At 28.1% G+C, this 25,346-nt stretch carries 21 protein-coding genes; 4 read left to right on the forward strand and 17 right to left on the reverse strand.

The window, feature by feature from the left end:
- Positions 1–52: 52 nt before the first annotated feature.
- The 4 genes from KGF39_RS02660 to ilvA form a co-directional block, all read right to left on the reverse strand.
- Positions 53–868: a PRD domain-containing protein gene (locus KGF39_RS02660; protein WP_227821089.1), complete on the reverse strand. Its 816-nt coding sequence runs from the start codon at positions 866–868 to the stop codon at positions 53–55.
- A gap of 20 nt (positions 869–888) precedes the next feature.
- Positions 889–1,371: a PTS glucose transporter subunit IIA gene (locus KGF39_RS02665; protein WP_227821090.1), complete on the reverse strand. Its 483-nt coding sequence runs from the start codon at positions 1,369–1,371 to the stop codon at positions 889–891.
- A gap of 287 nt (positions 1,372–1,658) precedes the next feature.
- Positions 1,659–2,039, reverse strand: coding sequence for a RidA family protein (locus KGF39_RS02670; RefSeq protein ID WP_003416451.1), 381 nt, complete (start codon positions 2,037–2,039; stop codon positions 1,659–1,661).
- A 94-nt stretch (positions 2,040–2,133) separates the two neighbouring features.
- Positions 2,134–3,351, reverse strand: coding sequence for a threonine ammonia-lyase (gene ilvA / locus KGF39_RS02675; RefSeq protein ID WP_227821091.1), 1,218 nt, complete (start codon positions 3,349–3,351; stop codon positions 2,134–2,136).
- 658 nt (positions 3,352–4,009) lie between these two features.
- Here ilvA and aspD point away from each other — a divergent pair.
- Both aspD and KGF39_RS02685 read left to right on the forward strand, forming a co-directional pair.
- On the forward strand, positions 4,010–5,638 hold the full coding sequence (gene aspD / locus KGF39_RS02680) for an aspartate 4-decarboxylase (RefSeq protein WP_054274513.1): 1,629 nt from the start codon (positions 4,010–4,012) through the stop codon (positions 5,636–5,638).
- 120 nt (positions 5,639–5,758) lie between these two features.
- Positions 5,759–6,754 carry an asparaginase gene (locus KGF39_RS02685; protein WP_003431031.1) on the forward strand — a complete coding sequence of 332 codons (996 nt, stop codon included), beginning with the start codon at positions 5,759–5,761 and terminating at the stop codon, positions 6,752–6,754.
- Between the two features lie 182 nt (positions 6,755–6,936).
- Here the strand turns inward: KGF39_RS02685 and leuS are convergent, their stop codons facing one another.
- The 4 genes from leuS to nadD all read right to left on the reverse strand — a co-directional run bounded on the left by leuS (position 6,937) and on the right by nadD (position 11,438).
- Positions 6,937–9,357: a leucine--tRNA ligase gene (gene leuS, locus KGF39_RS02690; protein WP_227821092.1), complete on the reverse strand. Its 2,421-nt coding sequence runs from the start codon at positions 9,355–9,357 to the stop codon at positions 6,937–6,939.
- 351 nt (positions 9,358–9,708) lie between these two features.
- Entirely contained in the window at positions 9,709–10,059 is a 351-nt protein-coding gene (rsfS, locus tag KGF39_RS02695; protein WP_003416416.1) for a ribosome silencing factor, read from the reverse strand.
- Between the two features lie 116 nt (positions 10,060–10,175).
- A complete protein-coding gene (yqeK, locus tag KGF39_RS02700; RefSeq protein ID WP_054274516.1) occupies positions 10,176–10,748 on the reverse strand; it encodes a bis(5'-nucleosyl)-tetraphosphatase (symmetrical) YqeK in 573 nt (190 codons plus the stop codon).
- A complete protein-coding gene (gene nadD / locus KGF39_RS02705) occupies positions 10,749–11,438 on the reverse strand; it encodes a nicotinate-nucleotide adenylyltransferase (RefSeq protein WP_227821093.1) in 690 nt (229 codons plus the stop codon).
- Positions 11,439–11,713: 275 nt separating this feature from the next.
- On the opposite strand from nadD, the gene recX reads away from it, so the two are divergent.
- Together recX and KGF39_RS02715 are read left to right on the forward strand one after the other, a co-directional pair.
- The gene (gene recX, locus KGF39_RS02710; protein ID WP_054274517.1) at positions 11,714–12,352 is read left to right on the forward strand and encodes a recombination regulator RecX; all 639 of its coding nucleotides are present in this window, start codon (positions 11,714–11,716) and stop codon (positions 12,350–12,352) included.
- A 151-nt stretch (positions 12,353–12,503) separates the two neighbouring features.
- On the forward strand, positions 12,504–14,507 hold the full coding sequence (locus KGF39_RS02715; protein ID WP_227821094.1) for an alpha-amylase family glycosyl hydrolase: 2,004 nt from the start codon (positions 12,504–12,506) through the stop codon (positions 14,505–14,507).
- A 365-nt stretch (positions 14,508–14,872) separates the two neighbouring features.
- Here KGF39_RS02715 and KGF39_RS02720 read toward each other — a convergent pair whose 3' ends face one another.
- The 9 genes from KGF39_RS02720 to KGF39_RS02760 all read right to left on the reverse strand — a co-directional run bounded on the left by KGF39_RS02720 (position 14,873) and on the right by KGF39_RS02760 (position 25,251).
- Positions 14,873–15,397, reverse strand: coding sequence for an ECF transporter S component (locus KGF39_RS02720; protein WP_009903232.1), 525 nt, complete (start codon positions 15,395–15,397; stop codon positions 14,873–14,875).
- Positions 15,398–15,415: 18 nt separating this feature from the next.
- Positions 15,416–16,558, reverse strand: a complete 1,143-nt coding sequence (locus tag KGF39_RS02725) for a pyridoxal-phosphate-dependent aminotransferase family protein (RefSeq protein ID WP_227821095.1) — start codon at positions 16,556–16,558, stop codon at positions 15,416–15,418.
- Between the two features lie 265 nt (positions 16,559–16,823).
- Entirely contained in the window at positions 16,824–18,755 is a 1,932-nt protein-coding gene (locus KGF39_RS02730; RefSeq protein ID WP_227821096.1) for an FtsX-like permease family protein, read from the reverse strand.
- Entirely contained in the window at positions 18,724–19,212 is a 489-nt protein-coding gene (locus tag KGF39_RS02735; protein WP_227821097.1) for a hypothetical protein, read from the reverse strand. Before KGF39_RS02735 ends, KGF39_RS02730 begins: the two co-directional genes overlap by 32 nt.
- Complete coding sequence (locus KGF39_RS02740; protein WP_227821098.1) at positions 19,205–19,888, reverse strand: ABC transporter ATP-binding protein; 684 nt, start codon at positions 19,886–19,888, stop codon at positions 19,205–19,207. The genes KGF39_RS02735 and KGF39_RS02740 overlap by 8 nt, the downstream gene beginning before the upstream one ends.
- Before the next feature lie 116 nt (positions 19,889–20,004).
- Complete coding sequence (locus KGF39_RS02745) at positions 20,005–21,315, reverse strand: sensor histidine kinase (RefSeq protein WP_227821099.1); 1,311 nt, start codon at positions 21,313–21,315, stop codon at positions 20,005–20,007.
- Entirely contained in the window at positions 21,309–22,016 is a 708-nt protein-coding gene (locus KGF39_RS02750) for a response regulator transcription factor (protein ID WP_227821100.1), read from the reverse strand. The genes KGF39_RS02745 and KGF39_RS02750 overlap by 7 nt, the downstream gene beginning before the upstream one ends.
- A 295-nt stretch (positions 22,017–22,311) precedes the next feature.
- Entirely contained in the window at positions 22,312–24,156 is a 1,845-nt protein-coding gene (locus tag KGF39_RS02755; protein WP_227821101.1) for a 5'-nucleotidase C-terminal domain-containing protein, read from the reverse strand.
- A gap of 210 nt (positions 24,157–24,366) precedes the next feature.
- Positions 24,367–25,251, reverse strand: a complete 885-nt coding sequence (locus KGF39_RS02760; RefSeq protein ID WP_227821102.1) for a DUF4846 domain-containing protein — start codon at positions 25,249–25,251, stop codon at positions 24,367–24,369.
- Positions 25,252–25,346 lie beyond the last annotated feature (95 nt).

Consider the following 25,346-nt stretch of genomic DNA (forward strand, 5'->3'; position numbering starts at 1 on the left):
CTTAATACCCCCTCTTAAAATTATATATTTCTATTATTAATTCATTTCATTCTTATAAGATTTTTGTTAGGTGCAGTAGTAGATAAATTTTTTCAGGTTTATCTAATTTATATCTAAATTCTTTTTCAATATATCCATTTAACTTTTCTAAATATTCTTTATTTTTAGGATGATTGTTAATTAAATAATCGTACATTTCAAGCATTTTATCATCCTGACAAATTTCATTCTTAAAAATTCTTTGGGCAAGAAATTTAAGATGAGTTCTAAAACGTAATGTACTTAAACTCGATTCATCTAATTCTAATCCATAACATTCTTTAATCAAATTAACACTACCTTTTACAAATTTTAAAGTATCATATGCCAAATTATCATTTGATTGTAAATTGACAAAATGTAAAGCTATATAGCCTGCTTCATCTTCAGGCAAATGGATGTGACATACTTTGTATATAATGTCTAAAGCTTTTACTCCTAATTCAAATTCTTTTGAATACATCATCTTTATATCCAAAAGCATTAAATTAGGTAAAAAAACATTATTTTTCATCCTATCTATTGCAAAACTAATATGTTCTACTAGAGATAATATTCCTTTATTATTAAACTTTCCCTCATTTCCTGGTATAAGGCTTATAATTTGTTGTGAAGCATCCATCACTTCTGGACTTACATTTTTTAACAATTCTAAGAATTTTGTTTGCATATGGTCTTGAACATAATAAATCTTTTCTATTTTATCTTCATTAACTTTATCTCCTGGACGTTTATTAAAACCTATGCCAAGACCTAGTAAAATAGCATCTTTTCCGTCATTAGTTACTGTAGATAATGCATTATTATTAAAGATTTTTACTACTCTCATATTGAATTAATCCTTTCCTATTATTTCATAATTTCAATAACAGTATCTTGCCCTGCAACAACCTCATTCTCTACTATGCAATTTATTTTCGGGAATTCGCTATGATTTAGGACAATCATTATTGTTGTACAATCAATTCCCTGAGAAGTTATTTTTTCTCTTTCAAAACTTATTATTGGATTACCTTTTTTAACAACATCTCCTTGAGACACTTCACTTTTAAACCCTTCACCTTGTAAATTAACAGTATCAATTCCTATATGAACTAATATTTCAACTCCATCATCTGAAACCATACCAAATGCGTGCTTTGATTCAGTAAGCACAGTTATTTTACCATCACAAGGAGCTACAACAACATTACTATTAGGAATAATTGCAATTCCATCTCCCATTAACTTTTTTGAAAATACAGAATCGTTTACTTTCTCAATCTTAATACTGTTACCACTCACTGCTGCATGTATCTTATAGCTTTTATTCTTCTTGAAAAAACTTAACACAGAAATTCCCCCTCATTAAATATACTTTTTACTTTTCAATACAAAAAAGGCATAAATCCTCAGGATAAAAATATCCAAGAACTCATGCCTAATTTAATAGTTACACGTTTCAAATTATATACTCATTATAAAACCTTCTCAAAAATATTGCAATATTTATTTTAATTTTATTTTTTAATTCGACAATATTTATTATGCTATTTAAGCTTGTGATTTATTTTTTTATGAAAAGGCTGAATCACTAGAATATAGTTCTTCAGCCTTTCCAAATTAAAAATATTGTATTCTTATAATACAGCTATTACTTCTATTTCAACTTTAACGTCTTTTGGTAATCTAGCAACTTCTACACAAGCTCTTGCTGGTTTATTTTCTCCAAAATATTCAGCATAAACTTCGTTTATAGCTCCAAATTCATTCATATCTTTTATAAATACTGTAGTTTTAACTACATTTGAAAAATCAGCTCCACTTTCAGCTAATATAGCTTTAAGATTTTTTAAAGATTGAGCAGTTTGAGCTTGTACATCTCCTTCAACTACTTCCATAGTTTCTGGTACAAGAGGAACTTGTCCAGATACAAATAATAAGTTTCCAGCTTTTATAGCTTGAGAATATGGTCCTAAAGCTGCTGGTGCATCATTAGTATGTATTACTTCATGTTTCATTTTAAAATCCTCCTAATTTGTTAATCTAATACACATAAAATGTATCTTCATACACTATTATACTATTTTTATTATATATTATATACACTTTTTATTATAATTCTATAATTTTAAAACCTTTTTCTTCTATAGCTTTCTTTATTTTAGCTATATGGTCATAATCTATTGTCTCTAATATAAATTCCGCACTTTGTTTTCCTAGAGCTTCCCCTGCTGATAATTTACCTTGATTAGCACTTAAAATATTTCCACCATTCTCGCTTATTATTCTAGTTAGTTCAGCAAAGTTTCCTGGCTTATCTTCCATAATTGTACTAAATGAATATCTTCTTCCTTCTTTAGCTAAAGCAACACCTATTATTCTATATAATGAATTTATGTCTATATTACCACCAGATATTATACAAACTACATTTTCATCTTTTGCTGGTACATACTTACCACTTAATATAGCAGCTGTACATACAGCACCAGCACCTTCTGAAACTATTTTTTGACTTTCCATCATAAATAATATTGATTCTGCAATTTCTGTTTCTTCAACCACTACTATTTCATCAACTAATTCATTTATTATTTCAAAAGTTAAATCTCCTGGAGTTTTAACAGCTATACCATCAGCTATTGTAGTATCATTAAATGCTGTTGTTACTTTTCCATTTTTTATTGACTCTTTCATTGAAGGTATATTTGCAGTTTGAACACCAACTATTTTTACATTAGGATTTAATGCTTTTGCTGCAACAGCAACACCAGAGATGATTCCTCCACCACCAACTGGGCATAGTATAGTATCAACTTTATTGTCTAGTTGTTCGAAAATCTCAAGAGATATAGTTCCTTGTCCTGCTATAACATATTTATCATTGAATGGATGTAAGAAAGTTGCTCCTGTTTCTTTTTGTATTTCAACAGCTTTTGCATATGCATCATCATAAACCGCACCATTTAAAACTACTTCTGCTCCATAACCTTTAGTTGCACTAACTTTTGCTAAAGGTGCAGTTGCTGGCATTACTATTGTAGATTTTATACCAGTCATTTTTGCTCCTAATGCAACACCTTGAGCATGATTTCCTGCACTTGAAGCTATAACTCCATTTGCCTTTTCTTCATCTGTTAAACTTGCTATTTTGTTACAAGCTCCTCTTAATTTAAAAGAACCTGTTTTTTGAAGATTCTCACATTTGTAAAACACATTTGCTCCTGTCTTTTCACTAAGTTTAACGCTTTCAAGTAAGTCAGTTCTTTTTACTATGTTCTTGATGGTCTCTCTAGCTTCTTTCACATCTGTTAAGGTAACATTTATCATTTTATTCCACTCCCGTAAATCCAATTTTTGTTTATTACTTTCTATATAATTCTATATCTTTTTTTTTTAAAAATCAACATGTAAACGATTTTTATAATTTTTTAATTAATCACAAAAAAACTAAAAATACAACAATTGAATACAATAAACATACGTCTTCAATTCATTTAAATTACATTAAATGATAATTTAAAAATATTTTTTACATTTTTATCAAAATAACAATATATCCTTTACTATTTTTATTAAAATTTGTATTTTATATTATTTTATTCACTTAAAAACTGTTTTTTTAACTTTATTTAATATTATTAAAGTTAACAAAGTAGTATAAAATATGTCTTATTAAACAACTTCAATATAAAAGAAAGTTTTACTTTATTTTTATTCAAAGTTAGAAAACTATACATTTGTAATAAAATATAATAAAAAAACCAAAGTATTAATTAAATCAAAGATTTATTTTGTATAACAATCATTTTTTATTAAAAGGTATTTTTTATTTTAACGTATAATTAATAAGGTTAAATAGCATTATTATTTTAATTTTATACTTTACTTTTTCTATAAACCTACTATAATTAAAGTATAATCATTTTGCTAACTTGTTTATTTTGTTATAAAAATGTGAAACTTATTACATAAGGAGGAATTTAACATGAAAAATCATACTTATAAAGAAATCAAAAACATATATGGAAAAATAAGCCCTTTTGAATTTAAGGACAAATTAATAGATATTGCAAAATACACTGCAAAAGAAAATAATAGGGAATTACTTGATGCAGGTCGCGGAAATCCAAACTGGACTTGTTCAACTGCTAGGGAAGCCTTTTTTACTTTTGGTCATTTTGCCATTACTGAAACTCGTTCTAATTGGGATTTAGGTCACTTAGCTGGAATGCCTCAAAAAAAAGGTATTAAAGAAAGATTTTTTAAATTTATAAATGAAAATATAGATATGCCTGGAGCATACTTAGCTAGAGATATTATAAACTTTGGTATAAATGAACTTGGATTTGATGGAGATGAGTTTGTTCATGAACTAGCTGATGGAATTATTGGTGATAATTATCCACTTCCAGATAGAATGTTACCTCATATGGAAAAAATAGTACACGATTACCTAGTTCAAGAAATGAAATACGATATATCAGGTAAATATGGTGATGTAGAGATTTTTGCTGTTGAAGGTGCTACAGCTGCTATGTGTTATATATTTGATTCATTGATGGCAAATGAACTTCTAAAAAAAGGAGATACTATAGCCTTGATGACTCCTATATTTACACCTTATCTTGAAATACCTAATCTTCCTCGTTATGACTTTAAAGTTGTAAATATAAATGCTAATGAAGTTGATGAAAAAGGTGCTCACACATGGCAGTATACAAAAAAAGAATTAGAGAAACTTCGTGACAAGTCCATTAAAGCTTTATTCGTTGTTAATCCTAATAATCCTGCTTCTATAGCTATGGATGAGACATCTTGTAATAATCTAATAGATGTAATTGAAAATTATAATAAAGATTTAATGATAATATCAGATGATGTCTATGGAACTTTTGTAGAAGACTTTTCATCATTGATGTCAAAATTACCTTACAATACTGTCGGAGTTTATTCTTATTCAAAATATTTTGGAGTTACAGGATGGAGACTTGGCACATTTGCACTTCATAAGAAGAATGTTTTTGATAAAAAAATAAATGATTTAACAGGAGAGCTAAAAAAATCAGTTGATAAGCGCTACAGTGATATGAGTCTTAATCCTTCTAGTCTTTCATTTATGGAAAGAGTTGTTGCTGATAGTAGACTTGTTGCTCTTAACCATACTGCTGGTCTTTCTACTCCACAGCAAGTACAAATGGCGTTTTTCTCTGCCTTTGCATTGATTGACAAAGTTGACGCTTATAAAAAACTTAATATGAGTATCTGTCACAGACGTCAAAAACTATTGTTTGAAGCTTTAGAGCTTCCAATTAACGAAAATAAAAACAATGCTGCATATTATACTCAGTTTGATATTGAAGAATGGGCTAAATTAAACTATGGAGAAGATTTATTTAAATTTATAAGTAAGAATGCCTCTCCAGTAGATGTCCTTTATAAATTAGCTAATGACTATTCAGTAGTATTACTTAGTGGAAATGGATTTTATGGCCCTGAATGGTCAATTAGGATATCTCTAGCAAATCTATATGATGAAGCTTACACTAAGATAGGAAAAGCTATAAGGGAAATACTAAATGGTTATATTGCTGAATGGCAAAAAATAAAAAAATAATTATATTACACTGAAATATCTAAATTATATGAATAAAAGAATTTATGTAGACCTTAACTACTTTTTTTGATATAATCCTATCGGAATTATAAATTTTATTTATGAAAGGCAGAGAATAGTATGAGTATTAAGAAAAAAGTTGCCATAGTTTTTACTGGTGGAACTATATCTATGACAGTAGATGATAAGGTAGGAGCTGCTATACCAACTTTATCAGGTGAACAAATATTATCAATGGTTACCAATATTGATAAAGTTGCAGACGTTGAAGTTTTTAACTTTGATGAAATTCCAGGACCTCATATAACACCTTATAGAATGATGGAATTGAAAAATTATGTAAATGATTTATTAGCAAGAAAAGATATTACAGGAGTTGTAATAACACATGGTACAGATAGTTTAGAGGAAACAGCTTATTTTCTAGACCTTACAATTGACAACATAAAACCGGTAATAGTCACAGGTGCTATGAGAAGTAGCTCTGAACTTGGATATGATGGTTCAAGTAATTTATCTGCATCAGTTTGTACTGCTGTATCCAAAGATGCTATGGGAAAAGGAGTCCTTGTAGTTTTAAATAATGAAGTATTATTAGCTTCTGAAGCCACTAAAACAAATACTCTTTCTTTAAATACATTTAAATCTTTAACTAGTGGACCATTAGGGATAATTGACTGCAATGAACTTGTCCTTACAAGAGATATTGTAAATAGAACAATTATAGACACGGATAAAGTAGAATCTAAAGTTGCTTTATTTAAGGCATATGTAGGAGAAAATGCTGACTTTATAAGATTTGCTGTTGATAGTGGCTATAAAGGTATAGTTATTGAAGCAATGGGTAGAGGTAATATTCCTCCACAAATGCTTTCTGGAGTTGAATATGCTAGAGAAAAAGGACTTCCTGTTGTTATAGTTTCTAGATGTCATTCAGGTAGAGTGTTTGATAGTTATGGTTACTTTGGTTCTGGTAGAGACTTAAAAAATCTTGGATGTATATTTGGTGGAGACCTTCCAGGTCAAAAAGCTAGAATAAAACTTATATTAGCACTTGGAAAAACTGATAATCTTGATGAAATCAAAGATTTCTTTGAAAAAGGAATCTATTGTTAATTATAATAATGTTTAAAACAACAATGAGAGTGTCTAAGAATGAACTTTTTAGTTCATGAGGCACTCTTTTTTGTATGAAATCAAATCTATTTTCATAATTTCAACAATGAAAAAAGGCTTATCTCTATTTTGAGACAGCCTTATTTATTTTATAGCTTTATATTTTTATTCATATTTTTTAGCTATTTAACAACTACATTGACTAATTTTTTAGGTACAGCTACAACTTTAACTATAGTTTTACCTTCAACTAATCCTTTTATTTTTTCATCTTCTAAAGCTACCTTTTCCATCTCTTCTTTAGATATATTTGAGTTAACAGTTAATTTTCCTCTAACTTTTCCATTAACTTGTACAACAACTTCTATTTCATCTTTTACTAAGGCTTTTTCGTCGTATTTAGGCCAATCTATATCAAATACACTTCCTTCTTTACCTATCATAGTCCATAATTCTTCACCTAAATGAGGTGCAAATGGTGCAATTATAGTTACTATAGTTTGTACACCCTCTTTTATAACTGCTTCGTTTATATTATCTAACTCTTTATATTTATACATATCATTTATTAATTCCATAAGAGCTGATATCGCAGTATTAAATCCGAATTTTTCACTTAAATCAGCAGTAACTTTTTTAAGTGTAGAATGTATGGTATATCTCATATCTTTATCTTGAGAATTTAATTCTCCAAACTCTACATCCTTTTTAACCACATCTGCTAACTCGTCAACCAATCTATAAACCCTATTTAAGAATCTAAAGCATCCATCAACACCTTGCTCTGACCAGTCTAAATCTCTTTCTGGTGGTGCTGCAAATAATACGAAAAGTCTTGCAGTATCTGCTCCATACTCATCTATTATATCCATAGGAGATACTGTATTCCCTTTAGACTTACTCATTTTAGAACCATCCATAAGTACCATTCCTTGAGTAAGTAAGTTTTTAAATGGCTCATTGAAGTCTACCATTCCCATACTCTTAAATGCTTTTACAAACCATCTTGCATAAAGTAAATGCATTATAGCATGTTCTACTCCACCTATATATTGGTCTACTGGATGCCATCTATTAACTAGTACCTTACTAAATGGTTCATTTTCATTATTGCTATCTACATATCTTAAGAAATACCAAGAAGAATCAACGAATGTATCCATAGTATCAACTTCCCTTCTAGCTGGCTTTCCACAGTGAGGACAAGTTGTTGACATAAATTGCTTTGAAGTAGTAAGTGGAGATTCCCCTTTTCCAGTAAATTCAACATCTGTTGGTAAAAGAACTGGTAAATCTTCTTTCTTAACTGGAACTATTCCACATTCATCACAATAAACTACAGGTATAGGACAACCCCAATATCTTTGTCTTGAAACTAACCAGTCTCTTAATCTATAATTAATAGTTCTCTTTCCTCTACCTTCTTTTTCTAACTTATCTATTATTCCTTCAAATCCTTCTGAAGCATCTAATCCATTAAACTCTTCTGAATTTATCATTTTGTTATCTTCTGTTATTACATCTATTATTTCTAAATTGTATTTTTCAGCAAAATCTCTATCTCTTTCATCATGTGCAGGAACTGCCATTATAGCACCTGTTCCATACTCAACTAATACATAGTTAGCTATCCATAGAGGAACTTTCTTACCATTTAAAGGATTTATAACATATCTACCTATAAACATTCCTTCCTTTTCTACATCAGCTGCTGTTCTTTCTATTTCTGTCATAGTGTGCATTTTTTGAACAAAAGCTTCGACATCTGCTTCATATTCAGTACCAGCAACCAACTCTTTAACTAACTCATGCTCTGGAGCAAGTACCATATAAGTAACTCCATAAGTTGTATCTGGTCTAGTTGTAAATACTGTCATAGATTTATCAGTTCCATCTATATCAAAAACTAAATCTGCTCCTGTACTTTTACCTATCCAGTTTTTTTGCATTATTTTAACCTTTTCTGGCCATCCATCTAATGTATCTAAATCATTAAGTAATTCTTCTGCAAATTCAGTAGTCTTAAAATACCATTGCTCTAAGTCTTTCTTTAATACTGTTGCTTTACATCTTTCACATGCTCCTTGAACAACTTGCTCATTTGCAAGAACAGTTTCACAAGAAGGACACCAATTAACATAAGATTTCTTTTTATATGCAAGTCCATGCTCTAAAAACTTCAAAAATATTTCTTGAGTGAATCTATAGTATTCTGGAGTTGAAGTCGCTACTTCTTTATCCCAATCATAACTAAGACCTAATAAATTTAATTGCTCTTTCATTTCTTCTATATTTTCCATTGTCCATTTGTGTGGATGTATTCCATGTTTTATAGCTGCATTTTCAGCTGGCAAACCAAAAGAATCCCATCCCATTGGATGAAGTACATTATATCCTTCCATCTTTTTGAATCTTGCGACAACATCACCTATAGAATAGTTTCTAACATGTCCCATGTGTATCTTTCCAGATGGATAAGGGAACATTTCTAATGTATAATAATTAGGTTTTTCAGTTTGTGCAGTATCCATTTTATATTGGTTATTGTCTTTCCAAATTTTTTGCCATTTCGATTCTACTTCTTTAAAATTATATACGCTCATATTTTACCTCCTATTTTTAGTTGTGTACAACTACCTTATTTAGTATTATTTACTTATAATTTCCAAATAATTCTTTGAAAATAAAAAATCCTCGTCACTAAACTTGCGTTTAGGGACGAGGATAAATCTTCGCGGTACCACCCTAATTAGCCTACTTTATATAGACTCTCTTAGATAGCTTTTAATCCAGCTATGGAGAATAGATTTCAATCTAGTAAGTTCAAAGTTATATAATATTAGTTCTCACCTTCCACTAACTCTCTGAAAAAATATAATCTTTTACTGCTCTAGTCTATTCAATTTAATATAATTTTTTAAATTTTCTAATTATAATAACATATATTATCATGTTTATGCTAATGTGTCAATATCTATATAAGGTGCATCTTTCCATAATTTTTCTAAATTATAAAATCCTCTATTTTCCTCATTAAATACATGAACCATTATGTCTCCATAATCAAGAAGTACCCAAGTTTGAGTTCCTTGTCCTTCTTTACCTCTTGGCTCTAATCCTAGTTTTGCTAATTCATCTTCCACATTATCAGCAATAGCTTTTACCTGTCTCTGAGAAGATGCTGTAGTAATAATAAAATAATCACACAAACTAGAAACTTTTCCTATATTTATTATAACTGTATCTTGACCAAGTTTATCTTCTATGGCATCATATGCTATTTTTGTCATTTGTTCCACTGTCATATAAAAATTCCTCACTTTCCTAATTAAAATACACCTAGTTATTGTAACATATTAATACAATTTTGTAACATAGTTAACTTTAAATTTATTAATATGTTTGCCTTTATGTAGTTTTTTTATAATAACTTTTCTTTAATTAGATAGTTTCTTGCCATAACTGTTCTTGGATGTATCTCTTCTTTTTTATTGATGACAAATATTAAAGTATTATTAAAAGAAGTTAAAAGTGCTTCATCAAGCTTACCTCCATAAGCTAATTCTCTTAATGTATCTACAACTGGAAATTTTCTTCCTTCTTCAATTAAGTCAGCTATGTAAATTATTTTTTCTAAAAGAGACATATCCTCTCTTCCTGTTGTATGGTATTTAATTGCATTTATAATATCTTCATCTTCTACTTCAAACTCATACTCACATATGTATGCCCCAATTACACTATGAGATAAGGAGCGATTTCCATCCTCTATTGGGTCTAAATATATTTCATACTTATTGACATAATCCTCTATTTCCTTGTCACTTAAATACTTTGCACAATCATGAATCATTCCTGCTAAATACGCTTTTTCCTTGTCACATCCATAAATCTCACATAATTTTTCAGCGCATTTTGCAACATTTTTTGAATGGCTAAGCCTCCCCACTGGTAGCATTTGATTTAATCTCTGGTTAATATTTTCTAAGTTCATTTAATCATCTCCATATTGATATAGTTTATTTTCATATAAATAATTCTCTACATTTTCGGGTACTAAGTAACGTATTGACTTGCCTTCATTTAGCTGTTCCCTTATATATGTGGACGATATATCCAGTGATGGAACATAAACTGTTATAATGTCAGCATTATACTTCTTAGTTAGTTTTTCTATAGTCTCTTGTGACCTTAACAAGCTAATTCCTGGTCTAGTAGCAGCTATAAAAGTAGCTAACTCAAAGTTTTTCTTTACATCTTTCCACTCTTCAACACTACAAATAGCATCTGCACCTGTTATAAAATAAATGTCTGCATTTTTGTATTTCTTCTTTAAGTATTTTAATGTATCTATTGTATAAGTCCTTTTTTTTCTTTCGATTTCTACTTTTGAAACTAAAAAATCTTCGTTGCTTTCAGTTGCTAGAAGTGTCATATTATATCTATCATACTTGTCTGTAGTGATACATAATTTATGTGGTGGATTTCCTGATGGTATAAAGATAATTTTGTCAATGTCATACTTGTCTCTAATAAATTCTGCTGTTGCTAAATGAGCATAGTGTATAGGGTCAAAAGTACCTCCCAATATACCTATTTTGATTTTGCCTTTATGGCGATTAAATTTCTCTAGTTTTTCAGTATTTTTCAACTCTGCCTTCTTAACTAGATTTTCACTTCTCATATTTTGTCTCCTTTTAATGTTATAATACTATTGTACCATTATTTTTTATTTCTTAAAGCTTATAATTTGTTTTTTTGGGTATATAATTATATTTATACGCTAAAAAATGCTTTAAAAAATAATTATTTAACATGGTTTCACTTTACTTTTTAATAAAAATAACTTTTTACTATTTTGTCTTAATTTTGATAAAATATAACATATAAATATAAGTTTTTTATTAAATTTTATTAGTTGTTTTTGTTAATATAATTACATACAAAAAGGGAGGATTTATGGGCATAATTACGAAAATAGAACAACAAAAAAGAAATGATGATAGAGTTAATATTTATGTAGACGATAAATTTTTTATTGCTATATTTAAAGAACTTGTTTATACATTTAATCTAAAAAAAGGGAATGAAATAAATGAAGAGGAATTAAAACCCATTTTAGATGATGAAATGTATATAAAAGCTAAAAATAAGGCACTAAATATTTTATCTCATGCTGACCAGTCTGAAAAAAAAATAAAAGAAAAGTTAGCATCAGAATTTGATGAGAACATAATTGAGAGGGTTATAGATTTTCTTAAAAATTATAATCTAGTAAATGATAGTGTACTAGCCCAAAAAATAGTTAACACAAATGTTAACTTAAATAAATGTGGCAAAAACAGAATTAAGCAAAATCTATACAATAAAGGTATCAATAGAAGTACAATTGATGAAGCAGTATCTGAATTAGATAAGGATACTGAATTTGAAAATGCTATGTATCTAGCAAAAAAAAGGTATGAAAGAGTAAAGAATGAAGATAAAAAGAAAATATATCAAAAAATTTCTCAACATCTTTCCTATAAAGGCTTTGATTATGATATTATTAAAAGAGTTTTAAATAAACTTTTAAATTTTGATGAATACGATATATAAGTATAGATACCAAGGAGGTAAATTATGAAATTAATTATCGGTGGTTTAAGCTTTTTATTAGGATTATATAATATATATCAATTATATAGAGAAGATAGTATGAGATAAATATTATTTTTAGATATAATATTTATTATGGAGGAGAAATAAAATGAAAAGTCAAAGAAGATTTAAAATTTTAGATATTGATGTATACCTACAACCATTTGAATCTGATATAAAAAATCGAATGAAGCATTATGAAGATATGAAAGCAAAAATATTAACCAACTATAAAGATTTTAGTTCTTTTGCAAATGCCCATCTTTACTATGGCTTTCATCAAACAAATGATGGATGGTTTTATAGAGAATGGGCTCCAAATGCAGACAGCTTATCATTAATTGGAGACTTTAATAATTGGAACAGAAAATCTCATCTTCTAAAAAAAGTGAGTTCTGACAATTGGGAAATATTTATTCCTGGTAAAGATAGCTTACCTCACAAATCAGAGGTAAAGGTACAAGTCACTGCAAACGGAAAAACATTTGACCGCATACCACTATATATAAAAAGAGTAATTCAAAAAGATTTTTGTGGATTTAATGGACAAATATGGCAACCAAATACTTCATTTATCTGGACTGACAGTGAATTTGACTTAAAAAACATAACTTCTCCACTAATCTATGAATGTCATATAGGTATGTCTACTGAAAGCGAATCTATTGGAACTTATAATGAATTTACTGAAAATATACTTCCTAAGATAAAAAAAGCTGGCTACAATACTATTCAGCTTATGGCTATTATGGAGCATCCATATTATGCATCTTTTGGATACCAAGTTTCAAATTTTTATGCAATCTCCTCTAGGTTTGGTACTCCTGAAGACTTAAAAAATCTCATAAATACTGCTCATTCAATGGGGATTGCTGTTTTATTAGATTTAGTTCACTCTCATGCTGTAAAGAATACTTTAGAGGGAATAAATGAGTTTGATGGAAGTGAACATCAGTTTTTCCACTCAGGTTCAAAGGGAAATCATCCTGCTTGGGGTACAAAACTCTTTAACTATGGTAAACCAGAGGTAATACATTTTTTACTTTCAAATATAAAATTTTGGTTAGATGAGTACCATTTTGATGGCTTTAGGTTTGATGGTGTAACTTCAATGTTATATCATAACCATGGTCTTGGAGTTTCATTTGATAGTTATGAAAAATATTTTAGTATGAATACAAATATTGAAGCCATAACATATCTTCAATTTGCAAATGAATTAATAAAAGAAATTAAACCTAATTCAATAAGTATTGCAGAAGATATGAGTGGAATGCCTGGTATGTGTATCCCTATAAAAGACGGCGGAATTGGATTTGACTATAGACTTTCAATGGGAGTACCTGATTTTTGGATAAAAACTATTTCTAACTTATCTGATGAAAACTGGGATTTAGGTAAAATGTGGTATGAGCTTACTACTAGACGTCCTAGTGAAAAAAATATAGGCTACTGTGAATCTCATGACCAAGCATTAGTTGGCGATAAAACAATTATTTTTTGGTTAGCTGACAAAGAAATGTACTGGAATATGGAAATAAACTCAAATAACCATGTTATCAATAGAGCAATGTCTCTGATTAAACTAATTAAGTTAATAACTTTTTCTCTAGCTGGTGAAGGGTATCTAAATTTTATGGGAAATGAATTTGGGCATCCTGAATGGATTGATTTTCCACGAGAAGGCAATAATTGGAGCTATAAGTATGCCAGAAGACAATGGAGTCTTTCAGAGGATAACAATTTAAAATATAAACAATTATTAAATTTTGATAAAGCCATGCTTGAACTTACAAAATACAGTGATATTTTTATCCAAAATAGCCATGAACTTATACATATGGATAATGATAAAAAGATTTTGGTGTACAGTAAGGGCAAATATTTATTTATATTTAATTTCCACCCTAATCTAATGCAATCAGTTGATATTTCAAAGTTTCAAAATACAAACTACAAAATGATATTAAATACTGATATGGTAGAATTTGGAGGAAACACAAAAAAAGAAAACTTAATAGATTATGATGTATACTTTAGCTCAACTCCACCTTCTTCTAAAATACCTATTGCCTCTCGTACAGCAATAGTGCTTTTAGATAGTAGTATTTAAAGTTGGTTTTCCCAATATAATAACACTCATATTAAAATAAACACTAAAAGCCAAATAACAATTTAAATACAAAATGTTATTTGGCTAATTTAGTTTATTACTATTTAACTATCTTTTACATTCAGTGCTATAATTTCCAACTTTTAATTTGTGGTATTATATTCATCTTAACAGTTTGAGTCTTTAAAGCTTTTCTAAATTTCTCAGCTAAAGAATTCTTTAAACATTTTGCTAGAAGCACTCTTTAAGTCTTCTATAGACTCCCAATGTTGTATCATAATCCACTTTTGAGACTTTTCATCATATAAAAGCTCCGTATCAATAAAACCAGATTGAATAGAATGAAATTTTAGTTCACTTTATATTTATTTTATACATTTTTTCAATACCTTAGAAATAGGAAGCGCTATTATAAGACCTATCAATACTTGCATTAAATTACCTGGTATTGAAGTAAGAGGTACTATAAAATTACCATAAAGTATAACTTCTGTTACATAATATCCAAATAGCATCCAAATTGATGAGACACATATTCCTATTACATTGATTAAAAAATTATTCCCATTATTACCATTTGCCCATGCAATCTTTCCAAGTAAATAACCCATAACTCCTCTAACTATAAAGGTAAACGGTGCCCATAAAGTCCACCCAGATATCAAATCAAAAAGTGACATACCAATAGCCCCTGATAAAGCACCTTTTTTACCTCCAAATACTATTGCTGATATGAACAACATTGCAGTTCCTAAATGCACAAGCCCACCATTTATAGATATTGGTAATCTTATATTTATAAATTTAGTTGCAATAAATACTAATGCTATTAATAGTGAGGTTTCCACCATGTCTTTCGTTGTAAATTTTTGCTTAGCTGTAACTTCCATACTATATCCCCCTATCTATTAAAAATAATACTTATTAAATAAATTTAACAAATTTCCATTTCCTTTGAATCCTAATGCACTTAAACTTTTATCCAAAACATTTAGTACATGTTCTATTTTATTTAGATTTGCATTCTCTCCCATATGACCTATTCTTAAAATAGTATCCATATATTGATTTAATGATGTTGCAACAAGTGTATTATAATTTTTAAACATGTAATCAGTAAGCTTTAAAGCTCCTATACTTTCAGGAATTTTTATAGCTGTAACTGTGTTAGAATACCCTTCTTCTAAAAATAATTCTAGACCATATTCCTCAATAGCTTTTCTAACACTATAAGCTATTTTTTCATGTCTATTTAATACGTTTTCTATTCCCTCTTCTAATATATTATCAAAAGCTTTATCAAGCCCCATTATGTCACTTATTGGCATTGTGTAAGGGAAGTATTTTTTTTCATAATAGCCTTCCCATATATTTAAATTACAATAAAAACCTATTACATCAGTTTTTCTATTTTTTATACAATTTTTTGCATCCTGACTTATCCCAACTATAGTAAGTCCTGCTGGTGCAGAAATAGCTTTTTGTGAACCACCTAATATTATGTCTATTTTAGATTCATCTACACTTAATCTTTCTCCTACCATACCTGCTACAGAATCAACTACAGTTAATATGCCATGTTCCTTAAGTAATGGGCATATTTTACTTACATCATTTAGTACACCAGTTGGAGTATCACAATGCACCACTGTTGCATACTTAAAATTACTATCCTTATCTAAAAATGCTTTTAATTCATCAATATCTATACTTTTTGTATATTTACTTGAAAAAAGCACATATTCTCCACCATACATTGTTACAAAATCTTTAAAGCCCTCTCCATATATACCATTATCAATTACAAGCACTCTGTCTCCCTTTTCTGTAAGTGATGCACAAGCTGCTTCAAGTCCTAATATGCCTTCACCACTCAATATGTAAACATCATTTTTTGTACCAACTATATTACTAAACTTTTCACATGTCTTTTTATAAAACTCAACAAAATCAACATCTATATCTGGATTTGTTGTCTTTTCTGCTCTTGCTAACCTTACATTTTCCCTAGTTTCTGTTGGCCCTGGTGCATAATTAATCTTATTGTTCATATATATCAGCTCCTCTTTATTTTCTATACAATTATTATACAAAATTTTCATTTTATATGGTACAATTTTATATTTTTCTAGAATTGTACCAATACATTTTCTAATATGAATAATATCAGCCATTAGACATATTCTTGATTACACAATAAAATACAGAGCAAACATCATTTTAAATTGTTTGCTCTGTAACTATACTTCAATCTATTTAATTATCTTTATTATATCCTTTTTTATTACCTAAAAACCAACCATAAATATTTATATTTTATTCACTATATCTTACTCTATCAATAAGAGATTCTTTATTAAAACTTCGTCCTATCAAATAAGTTGTTATAAATTGAGCTATAAAAATACATATAACCATCAGTAGGATTGGTACTATTGGCAAAGAATACGTTGCATAAGATAATCCAGTCTTTTTTAGAACCATAACGGCAATATATCCCAATATCCCCCCAAATAAAATACTTCCTATCATCATTCCAGAAGTATAAGATATCGCCTCTGAATTAAGCATTTTTACCAATTGTTTATTAGTAAGACCAATCGCTTGAAGCATGCCAAGTTCTTTCTTTCTAGTAACTATGCTAGTTATCATTGTATTTACAAGATTCATAAATCCAATCACACCTATTATACCTGTTAGTGTGTATCCCATTATTTTTATAAATGAAATAGTAGCCTTATTTGATTCAATTCTACTATCTATAAAATCTGTTTCTAAAAATCCATTAGATTTAGCAATTTTCTTTATACTATCTTTTACTTCTTGATACTGCCCTTCTTCAGTATATATTCCCAAACTACTTGTTGAATCGTATTTCAAAGTTCTATCTATAAAATCTTTTCCTATACCAAAACTTGGAACTCCCATAGCTATTGCTTGAACCTTAAATTCTTTTTTTATCTCTTTATCTCCATCATATAGAGTTAATTTTATTTTATCTCCTGCCTTTACTCCCATTTCTTTTGCTGTATCAATATGAGTAATTACTATTTCATCCCCAGTTTGAAGTCTTTCAAGATTTATTTTTCCATCTACTAAATTCTTGTTTAATGATTTTACATCATTTTCGTTTATACTTTGCAAAAGGTCATGTTTAAATTCAACATCATAACCTTCCATACCAATCTTTACACTTCTTGCAGACTCTATTTTTTTAATTCCTTCTATTCCCTTTATTTGATTTAAAAAATCTTTACCTAAAGGATTATTCATTTGTAAAATATTCAAATTATTTTTAGGATTTTTATCACTATCCATTTCATAACCAGAAAGTCTAACTTCTATATCATAAGGAAAATGTTCTCTTGCCATCTTCTCAGCATCAAAACTTTCTAAGGAAGTCGATACAGTTATAAATATAGTTCCACTAAGTATAAGTGATGCCAATGTCATGTAAGTACGCTTTTTATTTCTTTCTAAATTAGCATGTGATAATCTCTTTAAATTTATATTTTTATAACCTTTTCTCTTATTTTTGCTACTTATTTTATTTCCAGTATATCTTACTGCATCAACAATAGATACTTTTGATGCCACTTTCATTGGTTTTAAAAGTGATAAAACAACAGATATAAAACTTATTACTGCAACCAATAATATAACTGGTAATTGTGATGATTTTACATCTATATTCATAAATGATTTTATTATAATGTTTGCAAGCACATAACCTAAAATTATTCCTATTGGTATTGATATTCCTGCTAATATAAATCCTTCTTTAAATACTATATTTTTTATTTGTTTTTTAGTTGCACCAATTGCTCTAAGTTTCCCAAATTCTTGAACTTTTGTAACTATTGAAATATAGAATATATTGTATATTACTAAAATACTAGATAATACAATTACTAATCCTACAAAAAATCCACCCATAATTGTTTCCATATCTGGTTTTAAAGCATTTATATAATTTTCATTGACAACTACATTAACAGTATCCAATCCTATATCATTAGCAATCTTATTTAATTTTTCTTTTGCTTGTTCTATTGACAAGTCACTTTTATCTTTTAATTTAACATATATATTAAAATCTTCTTGTGACATATCTCTAGTGTTTTTCATATATTTTTCTGATATAAGAGCATTATAATATTTACCCGCTTCAGATATTTCGCTAGTTTTTAAAATTCCAGTTATAATAAACTCTTTTTCAATTCTTTTTATCGCTTTTATAGTCACCATAAGATATCTTTATTTTTTCACCTAGCTTCTTATTATTATAACCCAATGCCTTTAAAGCTCCACTATCCAATACAATTTCATTCTCTTTTATTGGCAATTTCCCTTTAATAAATTCGAAATTGTTTAGTTTTAAAGCATCTTCATTCATATATGCTAGAGAGATATTTGAATCATCTTCTAATTTTTCAACACCTACTCCATTCATTTCACCAGACAATTCAATGTCTGCATGATTTCTCAATATATTAACTTGCTTTTCGCCTACATTAGCCAACACACCATGATAATTTCCTGAATACTTTATAGTATTTTCTTTTTGATATGCACCTGCATCAACAATATAAATCCCAATAGATGAAAGCATTAAAGTTGAAAGTATTATAGTGATTATTATTAGAATACTTTTTGATTTATTTTGCTTTAAATTACTTTTTGCTATTTTAGTAGTATTAATCATTTTTATCACCAACCTTTGATACCCTACCATCCTCTATAAATACAACTCTATCAGCCATTTGAGCTATGCTGCCATCATGAGTTATCATAACTAAAGTTTGACTGTATTTCTTAGACATAGACTTCAGTATACTCATAACCTCATCAGATGTTTTAGAGTCTAGGTTTCCAGTTGGTTCATCAGCAAGTATTATAGCTGGTCTTGTAGCCAATGCTCTTGCTATTGCTACCCTTTGTTGTTGACCACCTGATAATGTATTTGGTAAAACGTCGTGTTTATTTTCAAGTCCCAATGATTTTAAAAGTTCTTTTATAAAATTTTCATCTACTTCTCTACCATCTAGACCGATTGGTAACACTACATTTTCCCATACATTAAGAGATGGAATTAAATTATAGCTTTGAAATATAAACCCTATTTTTCTTCTTCTAAATACAGCAAGTTCTTCTTCTTTTAATGTAAATATGTTTTTATTATCTATGTACACCTTTCCAGATGTAGATATATCAAGACCTCCTATCATATGTAAAAGTGTACTTTTTCCAGAACCTGATTTTCCTATTATTGCAACAAATTCACCTTCATTTATTTCTAGGTTAACATTATCCAAAGCTCTTACTAAGCTTTCTCCTTTTCCATAATGTTTTGATAAATTTTCAGTATATAATATTTTCATAAAATTATCCTCTCATTCTAAGTTATTATTACCCCATATTTTATTACTTTTTATTTCTGGAGTTGTTTATACTTATATAATAAATGTAGAGGCTTACATTTTCCTTTCATTTAATATTACATAGTTGTAAGAAACAAAGAAAACTTACTTCCTCTCCCTACTTTTGAAGAAACTATAATATTTCCACCTTGTTCTTCTAAAATTTTTCTACTTAGATACAATCCTACTCCACTACCTTCTATAGATTCAATTTCCTCAGATACACCTCTATAAAAACGCTTAAATATATTATTAAATTCATTTTTTTCAATTCCTCTACCATTATCCTCTATTATAACTTTAAAGTAATTGGCAGTTTCTTTTACAGATATATTTATTTCTCCATTTATTTGTGTATATTTTACAGCATTATCTAGTACATTAAAAATACTCTCTTCAGTCCATTTTTTATCATGTGGTATAATCCTACTGTTAAGTTCATTTAAATTTAATGTTATGTTTTTATTCTTAGCTTTAGGAGTTACACTTTTTACGGCATTTAGAATAGTGTTTTTTATGTCATTATCTTCTTTTTTTATGTTTATCATGCTAATTTCTAGTCTTGATATGTTTACTAAAGAATTTATTAAATTTTCTAATTTATTTATAGAAGCTTTGTTGGTTAATAAAAACTCATTAGCTTCATCTTCTTCTAATTCCTCTTCTATAAGTAATGTATTGTATAATTTCAAGGATGCTAAAGGAGTTTTTAATTGATGGGAAATATCTGTTACCAATGATTTTACACTTTCTTTTTCTTTTTCTAATTTAATAAATTTTATCTTTAAACTTCTATTCAACTCATATAAACAGTTATTTATCTTACTAAATATGCCTTCTTTAAAATACTCATTGTATTCTACTAGATAACCAGATTCTTCTAACTCAGTACTTTCCTTCAAGTAATTTTCTTGCGACATCTTATCTACTATAAAATAAATTTTACTCAACCTTTTATTTATGCATCTTATAAAATAATATATTATACCTATAACAACTATAAACATCATAAAAAAAATAAAAATTGACTCTCTAAAAAAAGATTTTAAGTATAGAGCAAAATTTTTATCATTTGACATTTTATTTTCTAATCCATATCCAAATTGTTTAAGTGCCTTTTCTCCAATAGATGCCTTACTATAATCAGAATTATAAATAGACTTTACTATATCTACCTCATCATTTGGATATTTTTCAATCAATATTCCAGCAATATTCTGAGTATTTTTTATTTGATGTTCATACAGTTTATGTAATCTACCGTATTCAAAAAATATAAATACAAGGGCTACTATCAATACAGATAAAACAGAATATACAATAACCCTTCTCATTATATAATCATCTTTCACACTTAAGCCATCTTTGAGGCTCACATTTTTTAACATTTTTTTATACTCCTTTCCCCCCACATATATCCAACCCCTCTTACTGTTTTTATGTACTTAGGTTCAGATGGATTTTTTTCAACTTTTTGTCTAAGTCTTCTTATATTTACTGCAATCGTATTATCATCTACAAAATTGCCACTATTATCCCACAAAGATTCTAACAGTTGCTCTTTAGCCAATGTCTGCATAGAATTTTCCATCAAATATTTTAATAGTTTAGTCTCTGTTTTACTTAAAATTATCTCTTCTTCCTTATCATCAGTTTTTATAATCAATTTATTTTCTATATAGTGAAAAAATAAATCATCACAAACCAATAGAGTATAATTTTTTACTGTATTTACCCTTTTCATAAAGGCATTCACTTTTGATATTAATACCATCAAGCTAAATGGTTTTGTAATATAATCATCTGCACCTAAATCATACCCTGTGACAATATCCACTTCTTCATCAAGAGCTGTCAACATTATTATATAGACATCACTTTTCTTTCTAATCTCCTCGCAAAAATCAAAACCACTACCATCAGGTAGACCTATATCAGAAATAATTAAGCTTATCTCCTCTTTTGCAAAAATATTTTTTGCTTCTTCTATAATAAATGCATTAAAAACATTGTATCCTTCTTTTTTTAATTTAAAACTAATTCCTCTATTTAAAGATTTGTCATCTTCTAAAAGTAATATATTATTCATCCTTCTCCCCTCCATTATTATACATACTAGCTAAATTATATCATACTAGTAAAACCATTTTATTTATCAATTTGTAAATATATAAGAAGTTGTTTGCATGATTTTATTTACTTAAAAAACATACTCATAGTACAATTTAATATGATTATTTTTTATAAAATATAATTTTACTCAAAAATAATCATGCTTAAGTAAAAAAAACAAAGGAAATTAAGATTTATATAACTAATTTCCTTTGCTTTTTTATTATTGTCTTAGATTAAATTACTATCTACTAACTTTTGCTCATTAATTTTTATTTTGACTTTTTACTCTTTAAATCTTTTTGATTAAAATTTAATAAGTATATTAATGTACTTGAAACTATAAATATAGTCATACTATTTGAAAAACCTAAATCTCCTGTTTTAGGAGATTTTTCTTTAGTTTCCCTTTTGGACACTCCTATAGTAGAACTTTCTCTAGGATTTCTTTTATCAAATTTTTTATTTTTATCACTATCAGAATTTTCTATATCGTTATTAGGGATACTCCCTTCATCATCATTAATATTTACTTTATTTTCACTTAATACAAAATCATCCTTATGATTATTACTTATTAACCCATCTTTAGATTTAATACTAATTCTTCCATCTATACTTTTCGATATTTCTTTTTTGTACTCTATATATTTAATCACTATGCTCTCTAGACTTCCAAACTCCTTTAGTATTGGTTCTTTTGAAAAACAAGGAAACTCATCCCCACCTGATGCTATATAATCATTAGTTGCAACTACATATTTTTTATTCAAATCTAATGGCTCTCCATCTTTTAGAATATCTGTTATTTTTTCTCCTTCTTTTTGTTTTGGGTCAAAGTGATATGAAATTCCTCCTACTTGTAAAAAGGCGGAATTTTTCTCTGGATAAAGCTTTACTCCATGCTCCAATACATCTTTAATTTGTGTTCCTGTAAGCTCTTTAGTAACTATTGTATTGCTAAAAGGGAATACGTCTACAATATCTCTTCTTGTTATATTCCCTTTCTCTATCGTATACCTAATATTTCCTCCATTAAATAAAGAAATATCAGCCTTAGTTTTATCCAGTAAAATATCACCTATTAAATTACCTAAATTAGTTTCTTTTGTCCTTACATTTTCATACGAACCATCTAAAGTATTTTTAGTTACACCTATAACTTTATCTAATATTTCTTCTTGTTGTTTTTTTATTTCATCAACCTTTTTACTTATATTAGAATCAAGCTTATACCTTAATGCTTCTTCTTTTCCGATTAATCTAGCTGATTTATTTTCTATTTTTATATTTTCTATATCATTAGTATCCAAGGTTAATTTTACCTCACCAATATTCTCTAAATATTGTCCAGTACTTACAATCAATGTATCACCCACCTGTTTGCCATTTTCAAACTTAGTATGACTGTGTCCATCAATAATTAAATCAATTCCTTGGATCTCATTTGCTATATCTATACTATTTGGCTTACTTAAACTATTCGTACCAATATGACATATTGCAACTATTACATCTGCACCTTTTCTTTTTAATTCACTTACTTGCTCTGTTGCACTTTCTATAGGATTTCTAAACTCCAACCCTTCTACATTTTTAAATCCAGTTTTGCTCTTTGTTTCTTGAGTTGAAAGTCCAAAAAATCCTATTTTTATCCCATCTATTTCTTTTATATCATTACTATCAAAAACTTTTTTACCATTTTCAAAAATATTTGCTGATAAGAATTTTAAAGTATTTTCTCCTGAATTAGCACTTTTGGATAACTCAAATAATCGGTCTTTTCCATAATTAAAGTCATGATTTCCAGGAGCAATATAGTCATATCCAGCACATTTAATCAATTCCATTGCATCTTTCCCTTTATCCATATTTACTAGTGGAAGTCCATGCAAACAGTCTCCTGCATCTACTAAAATTGAGTTTGGAGTTTCTTTTTTCAATGTAGCTAGATTACCTATTTGTATATGTTCATTGCCTTCAGCATATCTTCCATGTATGTCATTAGTGTGAAAAATAGTTATTTCTTCAAATCTCTCTAGCCCATAAGAAATAAAACTCTGACTTGTTGTAATTAGAATTATAATTACCAAAATTAAATACCTTCTAATTTTCAATATAAATTAGCCTCCTCAAATTAGTTTTGGCTTTAGTATAAAACTTATATTTTACATAAAGCTTTTTAGATTAATATTAAAATATATAAGACTAATTACTATGATTTTTAATATTTATCTATCAATTTAATTTTGTCCATATCCAATTAGTTTTAATCTAATTACATTTTTTCACATCTATATTTTTCTTTTATTTTATATAAAATTATTTTAGAACCTTTTTAATTGTTCTCTTTTAAAAGTCCATTGAGGTATTGTCAAATCTCCTTCAAAATCTAAACTATACCAAGGACTTAAGTTTGTATTTTTACGATTAATAAGAAGTTGAGTTTGTTGTGCAGGCATATAGCTTTGAGCTATCATAAATACCTTTTCTCCAGTCTTTTCATTTTCTGCCATATCCATGATTATACTTGCATGCCCTGGACTTCCACCAACTATAAACACATCTCCTATTTTCATATCTTCAACTTTTACAGGTTTCAATTCTTTTTCAAGAGATAAAGTTCCTGAATAAGCAAACACTATATCCATAAACTTTCTAAAGCTCTCATATGATGTTGAATATTCAGCTGCTTTATACCAACTTGAACCACTATCTTTTACTGAAATTCTATACCCTTGCGCCCATTTTGAATACTTAGCCTTAAAACCATCAACAAAATCAAAACTTATTTCATCATATCTCTTATTCTGATACAAGTATTCTGCTCTCATAAGCATAATTGCATCTGCACATTGATGCAAATCTCTATTACCAATATCAACATCAAATACACTATCATAGATGCCTTTTGATTCCTTAGTTCTACCATCATAATACTTGACTTTCTCACCATAATTTTTCAACTTAGTACTCCTAAGAAATGATTCAAAACTTCCTTTTTCTACGTCAACTCTTTTAAATCCTTTTGGTGGCTCATACCTATCTTTCAATATATTTGCATCTTTATGTACTATTATAGGCTGTTCATCTTTTTTAGAATTTTGAATTTTGTTAGACTCTTCAGCTACTTTTTTACTTTCTCCATTACTACAACCAACTAAAGTTAATGTAATCAATGACAAAACAGTAATTTTCTTTAATACTTTCATTAAATTTTCCTCCTTTAAATGCTCCTAAAGATAATTTTCACTTTTTGCTCCCAAAATTTTTATACATTGTTATATAAAAACTCTATTTGACAATA

Source organism: Clostridioides sp. ZZV14-6345, from assembly GCF_020657775.1.
In the GTDB taxonomy this organism is placed as follows: Bacteria; Bacillota; Clostridia; order Peptostreptococcales; family Peptostreptococcaceae; genus Clostridioides; species Clostridioides difficile_D.